Origin of the sequence: Vibrio sp. RM-69-4, assembly GCF_024743775.1 — a bacterium.
GTDB classification, from domain to species: Bacteria; Pseudomonadota; Gammaproteobacteria; order Enterobacterales; family Vibrionaceae; genus Vibrio; species Vibrio anguillarum.
This window is the reverse complement of the sequence record NZ_JAMQXI010000032.1, coordinates 25003-39352: the sequence shown is the minus strand read 5'-3', so window position 1 is coordinate 39352 and position 14350 is coordinate 25003. Positions and strand designations below refer to the sequence as shown.

The window sequence follows — 14350 nt, the reverse complement described above, 5'->3', positions numbered from 1 at the left end:
TATGTTTATGAAAAAAATTGTCTTTGTTATAAACGTTGATTGGTATTTTAATTTACATTGGTTAGATAGAGCTCTTTTTTTTAAGAGAAATGGATACCATGTTTACATTATCTCCGATTTTAAAACGTCTGGATTAATTGATAAAATGTCGGGCTTTGGTTTTCATTGTACGTCAATTCCAATGGCTAGAAGTTCTATAAATATATTTTTTGAACTTGGTTATATTGTTTCTCTGTTTAGTGCTTTAAAAGAAATCAAGCCAGATTTAATTCACGCAGTTACGATTAAGCCTAATATTTATTCTGGTCTAATCAATAAATTTTTTCTTAATCAACCAATAGTTTATAGCATCACTGGCTTGGGCGCGGTCTTTTCATCCAAGAAAAATAAATTCTATTTTTTGAAAAAAATTGTAGTTTCACTTTACAATATTATCTCACTACCCAATTGTAGGTTTATATTTGAGAATGGAGAAGATCTTGAAACATTTACTCATTTGGGCATTTTAAATCATAATGGGATTACAATTAAGGGGGCGGGAATCGATTTGACACGATTTTCGCCTTCCCTACCACCGGGAAAGAAAATTGTGTTATTTGCTGCTAGACTTTTAAAGGATAAGGGACTGAGTTGTTTAATCGAAGCCAAGCAGCTTCTAGAAAGTCGAGGAATAGTATTTACATTAAATGTTGCTGGGATTATTGATGATGATGTTTCATCAGCTATTCCACTAAAGCAGGTAGAGTATTGGGCAAAAAACGGTGATATTAATTGGTTAGGTAATATAAAAGATATGCCAACTCTAATAAAAGAGAGTGATATAGTGTGTTTGCCTACAACATACGGTGAAGGTGTTCCTCGTATCTTGATTGAGGCGGCTTCTTGTCAAAGGGCAATCATCACAACCGATGTTGTTGGTTGTCGGGAAATCGTATCTCATAATATCAACGGTTTGTTAGCACAACCTGGAAATGTTGTTTCACTTGCCAATTGCTTAGATTATTTACTCGATAATGATAAAAAGGCTCTTGAGTTTGGCCTTCAAGGTCGTAAAAAAGTAGAACAAGAGTTTTCTCAAGAAATAGTATTTGAGAAAACTCTGCAGGTATATCATGAGCTCTTAGGCGAATAACCAGTTGGCGCTTCCAAAAGAAGGCGCTTAATGCATTCTACATCGAAGTTATGGCAGCATATATCCAATTCTTGGAGTAGGGGATGCATCTCTTTCCAAGTGAGCTTATCTTCACAAGCCGTCATTATCTTTTGGTGGCTTGTGCCCTCGACATTGTCACCAATCAATAATTCCTCGTAGAGCTTTTCACCGGGTCTCAAACCAGTGAATTTAATTTCAATATCTCCCTCATTGCTATTGCCATCAAAGTACTCTTTCATACCCATCAGGTGGATCATCCGTTTTGCTAGGTCGACAATTTTAACTGGCTCGCCCATATCTAACACAAAGACTTGTCCATTATGCCCCATTGCTCCAGCCTGAATAACCAACTGGGCTGCTTCTGGTATTAGCATAAAGTAGCGGATAATGTCAGGGTGAGTAACGGTAACAGGGCCGCCCGCTTTTATCTGTTTTTTAAAGAGGGGTACAACAGAACCTGAAGAACCAAGCACATTACCAAAACGCACCATAGTAAAAATAGTTTTGGTTCCTTTATCAGACAGTGCCTGTAGAACTAATTCTGCCATCCGTTTACTGGTGCCCATAATATTCGTAGGACGTACCGCTTTATCGGTTGAGATGAGTGTGAAACTTTCGACACCAGCCTCGATAGCCGCCGTAGCACATGCTAGGGTACCAAATACATTGTTGCGAATACCTTCGATGACGTTATCTTCTACTAGTGGTACATGCTTATACGCCGCTGCATGGTAAATAGTGTTAACTTTATGAGCGACCATTAGTTTATGTAAACGGTTTTCCTTTTGCACTGAACCAAGAGCCGCGACAATTTTGGTCTCTAATTTTAGATTTTGTTTTATGGCTTGCAGTTCTTGATCGATGGAATATAGATTGTATTCATTGAGTTCAAATAAAACGAGCGTTGTGGGGTTTTGGGCAATAATTTGACGGCACAGTTCAGAACCAATGGAGCCACCAGCCCCTGTCACCATCACACTTTTCCCAGTAATATTTCTGCTCAATAGCGCCTTATCCGGCGCTATTGGTGCTCTACCCAGTAAATCTGAAATATCTAAGTCCTGAACATCTGTGGCTTGCGCTCTACCAGCGGCAATATCCTCCACTGAAGGGACAGATTGAACTTCAATTGGCCAATGAGAGAGCCTTTCAAGCAGTCTTAATCGCTCACCTTTATTCATATTGTTAATTGCGAGCAGCAATTTGACTGGCTGATAAAGTGACTGTAGTCGTTCAAATTGGTCGCTGTGATGTACACGAATACCAAACATGATTTGGCCAGCTTTAATCGGATCATCATCAAGCAGTATGACAGGGTGATATTCATCACCTTGGATAAGGGCGTAGGCTAGATCTCTCCCAGTGGATCCAGCACCGTAGATAAAGACGTTTGGTTTTTGTCTTTTGTAATAGTGATAATAAATGGTTCTGATAAGGATTCTTGGGCCACCTAAGCTAAGAATAGCAAGTCCAGCGTAAATAAAGGGCACACTTCTAGGAATAAAGGCCTGAAAGAAGAAGCCACTTAAGGCAAGCGTAAGTGCTGATAAGAAAACGGAAAGGAAGATATAGCCGATTGCAGGCATCATCATATAACGTAGAACCGCTCGGTACATTCCAAGCCGGACAAAGCAAAAAATAGTTACACCTAGTGTGGTTGCTAAGCAGGCGAGCTCTTTTGCTCCCATATAAAAACTAAAGGTGTCTAGTCGCAGTGCAATCGCGAGGTAAAGAGAACAAATAATCGCTAGAATGTCATAGCAAATCGTAATTAGGCGTTTGTTTTGTCTTTGTGCATTGAGAAGAAATTCAATAGGTGTGAACATTACTTGCTACTAAGCCTTTATGAGTCACATCGGCGGTGTACGTACGATGTTGATATGGATATTATTGTTATCGCTCGAATTGTAGTTTGCTTGAGGCAAATTGGCTACCCTTTACCCTAACTTGGAATATCGATTATTGTTCAAATATTTCTTTCAGTGGTGGAGTTTAACCCTGAGCACAGTTTGCATGCACTTAGCTTTAAATTAAAGGTCATATTTTGAAAATATTGGTTACAGGCAGTTCTGGGTTTGTTGGTTCTAAAGTGATGGAACAGGCATCACGTATCGGTTGGGAGTGTATTGGGCAGCGTCGCACGTTGAATCGCACTAACCACTCTCAACATGATTTTGTTACCTCTTTGGAGGCGAATACGGATTGGCGTTTAGCGCTCAATGGTGTGGACTGTGTCATCCATTGCGCCGCTAGAGTACATCAAATGCAAGATTCAGCTCAGGATGCACTGACGCTTTATCGTGATGTTAATACTGCGGGTACCTTGAATTTAGCTCGTCAGGCGGTGGAAGCGGGCGTGAAACGATTTATTTTCATCAGTTCAATCAAAGTGAATGGTGAGTATTCAAAAACTGATCAGCCTTTTCGGCCTGAAACTTCGTTCATTCCTGACGATCCTTATGGCCTAAGTAAATATGAAGCCGAGCAAGGGTTAAAGAAATTAGCCGATGAAACGGGCTTGGAAGTGGTCATTATTCGGCCACCCTTAGTGTATGGTGAAGGTGTAAAAGCGAATTTCCTCAGCATGATCCAGTGGGTTGAAAAAGGTATACCTCTACCCTTAGGACTCATACATAACAAACGCAGTTTGGTGTATCTTGGGAACTTAGTGGATTTAATCATGAATTGCTGTACTCACACTAACGCGCCAGGTAACACTTTTCTTGTCTCAGATGATCTTGATGTATCAACAACTGAGATACTAAAAACCATCGCAAATTCGCTTGCTGTACCTAGTCGTTTATTGCCTATTCCTGAGCGTGTGCTTAAGACGTTATTCATCATTACTGGCAAAAAATCGATGGCTCAACGTTTATGTTGTGATCTTCACGTCGATATCAGTGAGACTAAGCGTACTCTGAACTGGTCACCGCTATACACCTTTCAACAAGGTATCCAAAAAACCGTAAGTGCTTACTTACACAATAAAAAGTAGAGAACCATTAATGTTGCGTATTTTAGATTTTGTCTTTGCCTTGCTAGGGTTATGTATTCTTTGGCCGATTTTATTGATCGTTTACGTATTAGGGTATTTTGATACTGGCTCACCGGTGTTTATGCAAACTCGAGTTGGGCGTCACAAGAAGCCATTTACATTAATCAAGTTTCGAACCATGCCAGTCGATACTCAATCGGTTGCAACTCACTTGGTGGGTGCGAGTTCAGTAACTAAGCTGGGTAGTATCTTGCGTAAAACGAAGTTAGATGAGCTTCCTCAACTGATTAACGTCGTTAAAGGTGAGATGAGTTTAGTTGGACCTCGGCCATGCTTATTTAACCAACAAGAGTTAATTCAGATCCGAGATGAGAAAGGAGTGTTTGATGTTCGCCCAGGGATCACCGGTCTGGCACAGGTAAATGAGATCGATATGTCAACTCCTGAACTGTTGGCAGATTGGGATCTGAAGATGATTCAAAACATGTCACTCACGCTATATTTTACCTGTATTATTCAAACCGTCTTAGGCAAAGGCGCAGGTGATAGGGTTTAATCTGTTTGCGTCACAAAAGATCTTTTGACCTTACTGTGACGCAATGAAATTCTTGGCAATTATCTTTTTTATCAATGTTACTCTGCTCGCGCTAACCTTGTTTCGTTCGTTTCTACATTTGGCCATTGATATTCTCCGTGGTGGTAAGTGTTCACTTGTGTTTTCAACCACGGTTGGATGAAATTGATCGAAACAAAAATGCTTAAGCGTTCGATATCTAATTCTTCTCCGTTCACAAGCCTCGTATCTGCTTTATTGGCAATCGCCGCTAATATACCGACCAATTCGCCTTGTGCATTGAATGCACCACCGCCACTCATGCCCGAACGTATGGGGGCGTCGGTAATGCTGGCTGGGCATTGGCTGAAGTAACGGCTATTGACGAAGTTTAAATCCAAATGGTACGTCCCTTTTCCCATCACCACATCACCACTGCCACTCACACCAAACGCCTCTATTTTTTCTCCTTGATAAACTAGCCCTAATTCTGGAAGTACAACATGTTGGTTGTCTGACTCGATCAAAGCCACATCACAAGTGGGATGGTAAGCCACCACTTTGGCATAATTCATTTTTGCCACATGAGCTGCAGTTAAGCTTAAATTTGGAGTTAAGGGCACACTCGATCCATAACCAAAATACAGCAATGGAATGCCAGTGAATTCATAATTAATCGCTGGGGGATTTTGCGCTTTCATGGTTCGCCCGTTAGAGCCTGCGCAACCCACTAAAATGAAAGCAAGTACTAACATTGAGTAACGAGATAACCGACAGAAATGAGATCCGATAACAGGCTGAAGGAACATAAGAACCTCCTATTCAAAGCCAACAATACCGAGATCTTGATGCGCATCTAGATCAAATGTGTTTACCTAATGAAGTATAGATGCAATGGATTACATTGCCATGTGTCACATAAAAAATAGTTATAGTGGATGTTTTAATCAATAGTGGGTTGGCTGTTTCTTGTTGAAAAGTAGGGATATTCTTTAGGCAGGCATTAAAAAGAGAGCCCATAAATGAGCTCTCTTTTTATTAGTAACAATAGTCTAAGCTAGTTGCTTGTGATAGGGCGACCATACCAAGGGGAGCGTGCATCCGTCATATCGTACAAGCGATATTGTCGGTTCAGCATTTGCCCACCATCACGTTGAATCGGTAACCAAGATACGGTCACGCGCTGTGTACTCGGCCGAATGGTCATCAAGTCCATAGGAATTGAAACATAAAATCCCTTGGTAAAACTGCCTTCACCAAACTCTTCTGCAGAAAGGTTCGTTTTAGAAATAAACGCCCCGGCAATCACACCACTATCAAACTGCTTAGAAAAATCGACCGACATACCGATATCGTCGGTTAAGTAACGCCCCGCACTGACCTTGAGTAACGTATTGTCGATCAATGACCAAAACTTAGGCTGCCAATAGAGCGTTGCATGGCCTGTTACTGTGCCCGTCTGTACTCGATAGTTTCGACCCGTTTGTGGATCAGAATGCACTTCTTCTTTATACAGACCGAAAGTGGTGTCAGGGTCGCGCTGTTTTACATAGTTCCCATCAATCCCAACCGCCCAATTTTTGCCTAATGGACGATAGAGTATTTCACCGCCGACACCAGCAAACATGGTTTCGAGATACCCTGCGTAGCTTTGACCAAACCAACTTTGGCCGAATGTATCAAAGTAGGTCAGTTGCAGGCTATCAAGGCGAACGGCATCTTCATAATATTGTCGAGACAAGGTACGAACCCGTTTCAAATCAGTACCATCTGGCGGTACGGTGTACTTGTATTTGTCGTAGTTATCGGCAAGGTTGCCATAAAGGCTGCCAGAGAGTAGCCAATGATCTCGTGTTTGTACGCTGGCATTGGCACTGACACCAAGTGCGTACAAATAAAAGTCTTCAGAGCCGCCAAAAGACTGCTGCAACACAGGCGCTAAACCAAATTGCCACGCATCATACTGCTGCGCTTTTACTTCGCCATTGATCGCGACAGGGTTACCACGCGCACTGGCATCGGTGATGTGAGCGTTAGGGTAATCACGGTCAGCAACGCGGGCAAACGCATTCGCTTTTATTCTGGTTTCAGTGAGAGGCTGATTATTGGCCGTCTCGATGATGCGATACGTCTGTGCATCAATGCCTTGATTTGCCAGCAGCAATGCGGCGCGTTCATGCGCTTCTTTGCGATCGCGATACTTATATTGTTCAGCTTCAATCGTGAGGGTGGCATCATCTTGGTACAAAGTCGCTTGTTTATAACCGGCGATTACATCAAGGTCATGAAGTAACGTTTGCCATTCAGCATCGTCTAACTCATGTGATTTCGCTTTCGGAGCATAACTGGGTTTGGGTTCATCAACCCACACTGGTTGCATGGTCGCCAAGTTCGTACCCAAGGTAATGCCTGCGGTAAAGGTATTACCGCGTTCATAGCTAAGGCGTAAATCGGCCCAATCAGCAAGAGCGTATACCACACCAAAGTTCCACGGTGTTGAAACGGGCATTACTGCATCACCACGGGTGACGGGAAAATCACTGCGGTAATCATTGCCATCGTATTCCACTTTTAGACGCAGTGGTTGCCAAGGTGTTTGGTATTCAACCCCACCAAACAGCGACGTACAACCCGTGAACATCCGTCCAATATCAAATTGGCCGCCTTTACCACTGTAACTACCATCGCGACCGCAATCTGGTGTTGAGGATTTATCACCCGTTAAGTTCGCGTTGTTACCCAAATAACCCCAGCCAACACCGAGTGTGACATCCAATGGACCAAAACGTTTACTGGCTGCAATAAATTCGCCATCAAACAAACCTGTACCGCCAACATCACGTAACCCTACCGACACTTCCGGCAGCCAATATCCCTCTTCTAGCAAACGCAGTTTGGCATCAATCGATTTATCCGTGTATTTCGTATCACCGCTAAAGCTGGTATCGCCGCTGTAAAGTAGCTCATGCACTTGCGTGTAACGAATTGTCGCTTCTAGCCATGGGAAGAGTTGGAGTGAACTGACGTAATGAATGTAATCATCGTTGTTTGTGACGCTTAAACTGAATTGGCCTTCTGGCATCATGCGGGCACTGGGCATCTGTATTAAGCCTGTACCACCAAAATCAGTTTGAGAATGCACCAGCGCTGGGTAGCTGAATTCGTCAGCTTGGCTCGGTAACGCCAAACTAAACGCAATGCAGCACGCCATGCAAGTGACGCGAGGTGGTTGAATCGTCGAAGACGAAAGATAACTCAGTTTCATCATGGCAATTGATTTCGCAGCAGTTCAACGACAATGTCGTTCACATTGTGTAGTGAATATTGAGGATAAAGTGACGTCGTTTCGATAGGGAAAGGCACGTAAAGTGTCGCTCCGGGCGCGATATCTTGAAAGTCGTGATTCCAATAGGCGATATCATGCAGTGAGGCGTGACCATCGGGTTGAATCACCCATACTTGCGAGATATCCGCCTCAGCAAGGCCTGCCGAGCGAACATAATGACCCGCATCGGTGCGTGGTTTCCAAGCCATGTCACCAGCTTGTTTAACATTCCCCAAAACTGATACTGTGGTGGGTAACGTATTGAGTGACAGCAGCCATTGACCTTGTAATTTCGGGTTCTGACTGGCCGTGATGCGCGTGATGTCGGGATCAAGTGGAGTAAAAATACGCAGTGCAAAAGCATTCGCGCGTAGCTGCTCTTTCAGCTGACGCCAGCGCTTTTTGTGAGCCGATGCGGCCAAACTTTCTTGATGGGTGATCGCAAGCAGAACCTGCTGCTTTTTTTGATACGGGCTGGTCACATCAAACAAGGCGCTGCTTAACCAATCGATATCGGCAGGTAACTGCGCACTGGCATTTAGCGCATTGATGACTAACTCATCCACTCTTGGCACAGATGCAAAAGAGAGGGAGAGGGCAGGTTTCTCTGCGCTTCTCACTTCAACCACACTAGCCGGTGCACTATAGGCCGCCGGTGACAGTGCGCATAATACGCCCAGCAGAAAATGCTTCATTAATGTAGGTTTTATTAATGTAGCTTTTGGCACTGATGCGCTCAGTAACGTGCGTTTTTCTAGCCAAACGTAGCGTATTAAGTTAGGCCATAGAATCATGACTTATTCGCTCCTGAGAAAGGTTTAGCAACAATCAGTTCAAAGCGCGCCATACCGGGAGCTGGCGTTTGTTCGCTGGCGACGACTTCGCCACTGCTTGGCTCAAGCCAATAGTGATTCGTGTAATGTTGGTCAATCGCTAAAATCGTCACATTTTCCACCACATGTAATAAATTTCTAGCGCCCTGTGGCAATAGCTTTTGCTCCTCACCTTGTACAACAAAGCGAGATTGAGCGTGATATTGGGTGTGATAGCCCGGTTGCCAACTGATCTCATATTCCCAGTAGCGCGGGGTGCTGGAGTCATGCAAACCAATCGCTAGAGGATCAGGCTGCTGCGATCGAATATTGGATAAATTCGCATCCAGCAAATTCACGGTTTTAGTGATTCGCCCTGCAGAGGTAACGATCATCTCATGATTTGCGGATAAATATTTTAAAGCCAGCGGGTTGGATTGAAATTGGCTAGACTCTTTTTCGGCCCAAGCCAATATCATTAATGCTTGAGGGTTATCACCTTGCTTTACATAAATACTAGCGTAGGGCAACTCATTAATTTTATTTTGCGAGATACTTAATGATTCAGGGCCAAATAGAGCAAGATTTAAAGAATCAGTAAAATATTGAGTGTTTTGTGTACAGCCTGTAATTAAAAAACCGCAACAAATAAATAACGAGTGAATAGCAAACTTCATAATAGGGGCTTAATAATAAAAATTCGTCATTTGAATATTTAAAAAACAACCGCCAATGGCGGTTGTGAATTAAGCAGGCGCTTATTGCGCTGCGGTTACTGTAGTGGTAGTAGAAGTACCTGAATTGCTTGCTGCAACTACTACACCCGCTACAAGTGCGCCACCGATAGCTACAGACGTTGCCGTTACTGTACCTACTGCTGCCGTTGTCGCTGCTGTACCGCCAGCGGCTCCGCCAGTGGTTGACGCTGCTGTTGTCTCTTCAACAGCAGCCATCGCTACGCCACCAAAAGCAAAAGATGCTAATAGTGCGATTGCTGTTTTTTTCATAGTATTCCCCATGAAGTTTAATTACATCGATGTATGCCCAATATAGATTGGGCGTCGCAACAATAAACATTATTGATGTCAATGTAAACAAGTTGCACTCTAGGCGAATCGACTATTTTAATTGAGATTAAAAAATAATCAGCTATTAACTAACTTAATAGTAAATAAAGCGAAATCAATAAGGAAAATACTTACAGGGTAGGAAAATACTTACTTCACATTCAATAGTAACCTATGTATCATTCCGCAGCCTTTGATAGTACAAAAAATTGATAAATCAAATTTTATTTTCATTACTCCTTTATTGATTATATTGTAATTTGAAAGTCTGATTAGTGGGTGCTGTGCTGCATTTTAATGAATAACCTATTTTCAATTATCATCGGCTTAAACGTATTTAACACCGTCATAGGGAGCGCCCTAGGGCGGTAGCGTGCCAGCAAGTTTTTTATGTATGACTTCTAGCACATTGATATATAAACACATTACTCATGTGCCTTGGCTTCATATAAGCACCTTGGTCATGGCTGTGATTGAAATAGCAGGAACGTTCGCGTGTCAAAAAAGTATTTGCCTTTGATCATCGCCTCAGTAGTTTTAACGGGGTGCACCATTCCGGGTTCACACCTACCTACGGGTGAAAAAAATGCCGCATGGGAAGCAGAAAGCAACGAATCCTTATCTTCTCAAGTGAATGTCTACCCCCTTACTCCTGCTTTTATTAAAGAGCTGAAAAAATATAAAAATCAGCCTATTACCCAACCCAATGCTCCGTTAGAACAAGAAATTGCTCGCTACGAATATTATATCGGCCCTGGTGATGTGCTTAATATCACCATTTGGGATCACCCGGAGTTAACCATTCCTGCCGGTTCATACCGCAGTTCGGCAGAAGCGGGTAACTGGGTCCATGCGGATGGCACCATCTTTTACCCTTACATTGGTGAAGTGAGTGTGGCTGACAAAACCGTAACGGAAATCCGCCAAGTGATTTCAGAAAAGTTAGCTAAGTACATTGAATCGCCTCAGGTAGATGTCAACGTCGCTTCTTTTCGCTCGCAAAAATCCTACATTACTGGTGAAGTTAAAACGCCGGGTCAGCAAGCCATCTCAAATATTCCCTTAACATTATTAGATGCCATTAACCGTGCTGGTGGTATTACCACGGATGCAGATTGGCGCAATGTGACGCTGACTCGTAATGGTAAAGAGGAACTTCTTTCTCTTTATGCTTTGATCCAGAAAGGCGATTTAACGCAAAACCGCTTACTGCGCGATAGCGATATCGTGCATGTGCCACGTAACGACGGGCAAAAAGTGTTTGTGATGGGCGAAGTCAAACAGCCACAAATGCTGAAAATTGACCGTACAGGTATGAGCCTGACCGAAGCCTTGAGCACAGTCGGCGGCATTAATGAATACGAAGCCGATGCTACGGGTATTTTTGTGATTCGCGGCGCGCAACAACAGCAAGCCGTGTTAAGTCACGCAGCGCCCAACCAAGATGACCCTATCGCCAATATTTACCAGCTCAATATGCAAGATGCCACGGCGTTAGTCATGGGCACAGAGTTTGAACTGCAACCTTATGATGTGGTGTATGTCACCACCACGCCCGTTGGGCGCTGGAACCGTTTGATCAGGCAATTGTTGCCAACCATCAACGGCTTTAATGAGCTGTCTGAAGGTGCGTTACGGGTGAAAAATTGGCCATAACTGAACAGTAAATAAGAGAAAAAACGTGTTTTCTAAAATATTAGTGGTGTGTGTCGGTAACATCTGCCGTTCACCAACAGGCGAGCGAGTATTACAAAAGCTATTGCCAAATAAAGAAGTGGCTTCAGCTGGTATTGCTAGCGCCAAAAGCCATCTTGAGGGTAAACCCGCCGATGCCATGGCTAGCCAAGTTGCTGCCGAACATGGCATTGATTTAGCTGGTCATGCATCACAGCAGCTCACGTCAGCGCTTTGCAGCCAGTATGATTTAATTCTCGTGATGGAAAAGGGGCACATTAGTGTATTAAGTGAGATAGCCCCTGAAGCACGCGGCAAAGCCATGTTATTTGGGCAATGGATAGGCCAGCAAGACATCCCCGATCCATATCGCCAAAGCAAAGAAGCATTTGACCATGCCTACCAGTTAATTGACCAAGCCGCGCAAGCTTGGGCCAAAAAGCTGTAATCACCATAAGCCAAAACAGGCCGTTAGGACTTTAAATACAATGACAGCACAACAGATTAAACAACGCGTCGACACCACTTCTGACGAAATCGATCTCGGTAAATTGTTTGGCCTTCTGCTGGATGGCAAATGGATCATACTCGCGACGACGACTTTCTTTGCTATCTTTGGCATTGCCTTTGCCTTGCTCTCAACACCGATATACAAAGCCGATGCTTTGATTCAAATCGAACAAAAAGGCTCTGGCGGTATTTCATCATTAGTCGGCGGGGAAATGAGCGATCTCTTCTCTTCTGAATCATCCGCCACCACTGAAATTGAAATCATCAAATCACGGATGATTTTAGGCGACACCGTTCATAAATTTAACCTAACAACCTTAGTTGAGCCGGATTACTTTCCCGTTATTGGTAAAGGCATTGCGCGCCTTCGCGGGCAAATAAACCGCATTCAGGTTAGCCGCTTTGAAATGCCAAGTTACGCATTGCAAACGGGCCACCAAATAGTGGTGCAGGATGCAGAACAAAAAACCTACCAGTTAGTGCGTGAAGATGGCCGCGTAATGCTCAGCGGTAAAGTAGGCGAGCTGGCAAAAAGTGATGATTACCAACTGTTTGTCGCCGATTTAGATGCCAATAGCGGTTTTGCATTTAACATCAGTAAACAAAGCGAGTTAGATGCGATCAAATGGCTGAAAGATAACTTATCAGTGACTGAACGCGGTAAACAAACCGGCATTGTTGAGCTCTCTTTTACCGGCGAAAACCCTAGCCAAATTCAAGCCATTTTGGATGATATAAGCCAAAACTACTTTTTGCAGAACGTGCAGCGCAATTCGGCAGAAGCTGAAAAAAGTTTAGCTTTCTTAAAAGGCCACCTGCCAACCATTAAAACCGAATTAGATAGCGCGGAAGATGTATTAAACCGCTACCGCCAAGCCAATGATTCGATTGATTTAAGCTTAGAAGCGAAATCCACCTTAGAAGTGATGGTGAAGCTAGAAGCGCAGCTTAACGAACTCACGTTTAAAGAGAGTGAAGTGAGCCAGCGTTTCACCACTGACCACCCAGCGTACAAATCACTATTGGATAAACGCCAAATCTTGCTTGGTGAAAAAGAGCGCTTAAATCAACAAGTACAAAAGCTGCCTAAAACTCAGCGCGAAATTTTACGCATGACGCGTGACGTGCAAGTGAACCAGCAAATTTACATTCAATTACTGAACAAAGTGCAAGAGCTGAACATCATTAAAGCCGGAACGGTCGGCAATGTGCGCATTTTAGACAGCGCAGCCACCTATGCTCAAACTGTGAAACCGAAAAAATCACTGATAGTCGTGTTAGCGACACTGCTTGGCGGCATGCTCAGCGTTGGCGGAGTATTGGTGAAAGCGGCGCTGCACCGCGGCGTAGAAAACCCAGACGATATTGAACAGCTTGGCCTTTCGGTTTACGCCAGTGTACCTAAGTCGATTCTGCAGTTGGAATTTGCAGAAAAAATCAATAAAAAGCGTAAATCCCTGCAAGAGATGATGTTGCTGGCGGAAAGTAACCCGGCGGACCTTTCTATTGAAGCACTACGTGGCCTGCGGACCAGTTTGCACTTCGCAATGTTAGAAGCCAAAAACAACGTGGTGATGATTTCTGGCCCTGCGCCGGGCATTGGTAAATCGTTTGTTTCCACCAACTTTGCTGCGGTTGTAGCCAAAACTGGGCAAAAAGTGCTGCTGATTGATGCCGACATGCGCAAAGGCTACTTACAGCAACCTTTCGGCGTAACCTGGGAAAACGGCCTTTCAGACCTGCTCAGTGGCAAAATTGATTACGCGCAAGCGATCAAAACCACCCAACTCGATAACTTAGACATTATGACGCGCGGCCAAGTGCCACCCAATCCTTCAGAACTGCTTATGCACCAACGTTTTAAAGCTTTGGTTGAGTGGGCTTCACAAAATTATGACCTAGTGATTATTGATACCCCACCGGTACTTGCGGTGACTGACCCAAGCATTGTGGGTGCCCACGCTGGCACGACGTTAATGGTGGCACGCTTTGGCCTAAATACCGCCAAAGAGATTGATGTCGCCAGAAACCGTTTTGAACAAGCGGGTATTGAAGTGAAAGGTGTGATCTTTAATGCGGTAGAGAAGAAAGCATCTAGTTCATACGGGTATGGGTATTATAACTATGCTTATTCAAGCGATAAAAAATAGTTAACAAGCTATTTGAGCATTGGCTGTTTCAAACTCAATGAAAAGAGCCTCAATACCAAAGAACGGATTGAGATTTTTTTGTTAAAATAGGTTCCTAAAAATTTAATGCAT

At 43.6% G+C, this 14350-nt stretch carries 12 protein-coding genes; 6 read left to right on the top strand and 6 right to left on the bottom strand.

The window, feature by feature from the left end; translation table 11 throughout:
* The first annotated feature begins 7 nt into the window (after positions 1-7).
* Complete coding sequence (locus tag NB504_RS03630; protein WP_258428306.1) at positions 8-1132, top strand: glycosyltransferase family 4 protein; 1125 nt, start codon at positions 8-10, stop codon at positions 1130-1132.
* Here NB504_RS03630 and NB504_RS03625 read toward each other — a convergent pair.
* Positions 1111-2979: a nucleoside-diphosphate sugar epimerase/dehydratase gene (locus NB504_RS03625; RefSeq protein ID WP_258428305.1), complete on the bottom strand. Its 1869-nt coding sequence runs from the start codon at positions 2977-2979 to the stop codon at positions 1111-1113. The two genes, NB504_RS03630 and NB504_RS03625, sit on opposite strands and share 22 nt — an antisense overlap.
* A gap of 218 nt (positions 2980-3197) precedes the next feature.
* Here NB504_RS03625 and NB504_RS03620 point away from each other — a divergent pair, with 218 nt between their 5' ends.
* Together NB504_RS03620 and NB504_RS03615 are read left to right on the top strand one after the other, a co-directional pair.
* Complete coding sequence (locus tag NB504_RS03620) at positions 3198-4148, top strand: SDR family oxidoreductase (protein ID WP_258428304.1); 951 nt, start codon at positions 3198-3200, stop codon at positions 4146-4148.
* Positions 4149-4158: 10 nt separating this feature from the next.
* The gene (locus NB504_RS03615) at positions 4159-4704 is read left to right on the top strand and encodes a sugar transferase (protein WP_026027265.1); all 546 of its coding nucleotides are present in this window, start codon (positions 4159-4161) and stop codon (positions 4702-4704) included.
* 77 nt (positions 4705-4781) lie between these two features.
* Here the strand turns inward: NB504_RS03615 and NB504_RS03610 are convergent, their stop codons facing one another.
* From NB504_RS03610 to NB504_RS03590, 5 genes are all read right to left on the bottom strand, one after another.
* On the bottom strand, positions 4782-5510 hold the full coding sequence (locus tag NB504_RS03610) for a serine protease (RefSeq protein ID WP_258428303.1): 729 nt from the start codon (positions 5508-5510) through the stop codon (positions 4782-4784).
* A gap of 248 nt (positions 5511-5758) precedes the next feature.
* Positions 5759-7969, bottom strand: a complete 2211-nt coding sequence (locus NB504_RS03605) for a YjbH domain-containing protein (protein ID WP_258428302.1) — start codon at positions 7967-7969, stop codon at positions 5759-5761.
* Positions 7966-8820 (bottom strand): capsule biosynthesis GfcC family protein, encoded by an 855-nt coding sequence (locus NB504_RS03600; protein WP_258428301.1) that lies wholly within the window; start codon positions 8818-8820, stop codon positions 7966-7968. The genes NB504_RS03605 and NB504_RS03600 overlap by 4 nt, the downstream gene beginning before the upstream one ends.
* Positions 8817-9515, bottom strand: a complete 699-nt coding sequence (locus NB504_RS03595) for a YjbF family lipoprotein (RefSeq protein WP_258428300.1) — start codon at positions 9513-9515, stop codon at positions 8817-8819. Before NB504_RS03595 ends, NB504_RS03600 begins: the two co-directional genes overlap by 4 nt.
* Positions 9516-9596: 81 nt before the next feature.
* Entirely contained in the window at positions 9597-9845 is a 249-nt protein-coding gene (locus tag NB504_RS03590; RefSeq protein WP_064626008.1) for a hypothetical protein, read from the bottom strand.
* 555 nt (positions 9846-10400) lie between these two features.
* Here NB504_RS03590 and NB504_RS03585 point away from each other — a divergent pair.
* Genes NB504_RS03585 through NB504_RS03575 form a run of 3 tightly spaced genes read left to right on the top strand, consistent with a single transcriptional unit; the run spans position 10401 to position 14239 of the window.
* A complete protein-coding gene (locus NB504_RS03585; protein ID WP_017044357.1) occupies positions 10401-11561 on the top strand; it encodes a polysaccharide export protein in 1161 nt (386 codons plus the stop codon).
* Positions 11562-11586: 25 nt separating this feature from the next.
* Positions 11587-12027: a low molecular weight phosphotyrosine protein phosphatase gene (locus NB504_RS03580; RefSeq protein ID WP_258428299.1), complete on the top strand. Its 441-nt coding sequence runs from the start codon at positions 11587-11589 to the stop codon at positions 12025-12027.
* A gap of 40 nt (positions 12028-12067) precedes the next feature.
* Positions 12068-14239 (top strand): polysaccharide biosynthesis tyrosine autokinase, encoded by a 2172-nt coding sequence (locus NB504_RS03575; RefSeq protein WP_258428298.1) that lies wholly within the window; start codon positions 12068-12070, stop codon positions 14237-14239.
* Positions 14240-14350 lie beyond the last annotated feature (111 nt).